The sequence below is a fragment of the Chengkuizengella marina genome, from assembly GCF_009910845.1.
Taxonomy (GTDB): Bacteria; Bacillota; Bacilli; order Paenibacillales; family KCTC-33759; genus Chengkuizengella; species Chengkuizengella marina.
In genome coordinates, this window is sequence record NZ_SIJB01000068.1 from 1 (window position 1) to 1,666 (window position 1,666).

Here is a 1,666-nt window from a genome sequence, read left to right on the forward strand (position 1 = left end):
GGAGCGTTGTATGTAGGTAGAAGGTATACCGTAAGGAGTGCTGGACAGCATACAAGTGAGAATGCCGGTATAAGTAACGAAAAGACAAGTGAGAATCTTGTCCGCCGAAAGCCCAAGGTTTCCTGAGGAAGGCTCGTCCGCTCAGGGTAAGTCGGGACCTAAGGTGAGGCCGAAAGGCGTAATCGAAGGACAACAGGTTGAAATTCCTGTACCACCGTAAACCGCTATGAGCAATTGGGGTGACGCAGAAGGGAACAGTTGCAGACTGATGGATAGGTCTGTTCAAGCAGTAAGGCTGGTGTGTAGGCAAATCCGCACACCGTATAAGGCTGAGCTGTGATGAGGAGGGAACATTGTAGTACCGAAGAACTCGCACTCATGCTGCCAAGAAAAGCCTCTAGCCAGGTGAAGGTGCCCGTACCGCAAACCGACACAGGTAGGCGAGAAGAGAATTCTAAGGCGCGCGGAAGAACTCTCGTTAAGGAACTCGGCAAAATGACCCCGTAACTTCGGGAGAAGGGGTGCTCCGTTAGGGTTTATAGCCCGAGGGAGCCGCAGTGAAAAGGCCCAAGCGACTGTTTAGCAAAAACACAGGTCTGTGCGAAGCCGTAAGGCGAAGTATACGGGCTGACGCCTGCCCGGTGCTGGAAGGTTAAGGGGAATGGTTAGTCCTTAAGGGCGAAGCTATGAACCGAAGCCCCAGTAAACGGCGGCCGTAACTATAACGGTCCTAAGGTAGCGAAATTCCTTGTCAGGTAAATTCTGACCCGCACGAATGGCGTAACGATTTGGGCGCTGTCTCAACGAGAGATCCGGTGAAATTTTAATACCAGTGAAGATGCTGGTTACCCGCGACAAGACGGAAAGACCCCATGGAGCTTTACTACAACCTGATATTGAACTGGGGTACGATTTGTACAGGATAGGTGGGAGCCTTGGAAGCTGGTGCGCAAGCATCGGTGGAGGCGCCCTTGGGATACCACCCTGATCGTATTCGAGTTCTAACCTAGGCCCTTGAATCAGGGTCGGGGACCGTGTCAGGCGGGTAGTTTGACTGGGGCGGTCGCCTCCTAAAGCGTAACGGAGGCGCCCTAAGGTTCCCTCAGAATGGTTGGAAATCATTCGCAGAGTGCAAAGGCAAAAGGGAGCTTGACTGCAAGACGTACAGGTCGAGCAGGGACGAAAGTCGGGCTTAGTGATCCGGTGGTACCGAATGGAAGGGCCATCGCTCAACGGATAAAAGCTACCCTGGGGATAACAGGCTTATCTCCCCCAAGAGTCCACATCGACGGGGAGGTTTGGCACCTCGATGTCGGCTCATCGCATCCTGGGGCTGAAGTAGGTCCCAAGGGTTGGGCTGTTCGCCCATTAAAGCGGTACGCGAGCTGGGTTCAGAACGTCGTGAGACAGTTCGGTCCCTATCTGTCGTGGGCGTAGGAAATTTGAGAGGAGCTGTCCTTAGTACGAGAGGACCGGGATGGACGTACCGCTGGTGTACCAGTTGTTTCGCCAGAAGCATAGCTGGGTAGCCAAGTACGGAAGGGATAAGCGCTGAAAGCATCTAAGCGTGAAGCCCCCCTCAAGATGAGATTTCCCAATTTAGTAAGACCCCTTGAAGACGACGAGGTTGATAGGTTCGGGGTGGAAGTGCAGCAATGCATGGAGC

At 53.5% G+C, this 1,666-nt stretch carries 1 rRNA gene; it reads left to right on the plus strand.

The annotated features are described in order from the left end of the window. Nucleotides 1–1,666: ribosomal RNA gene (locus ERL59_RS20305) — 23S ribosomal RNA — on the plus strand; the annotation flags it as partial.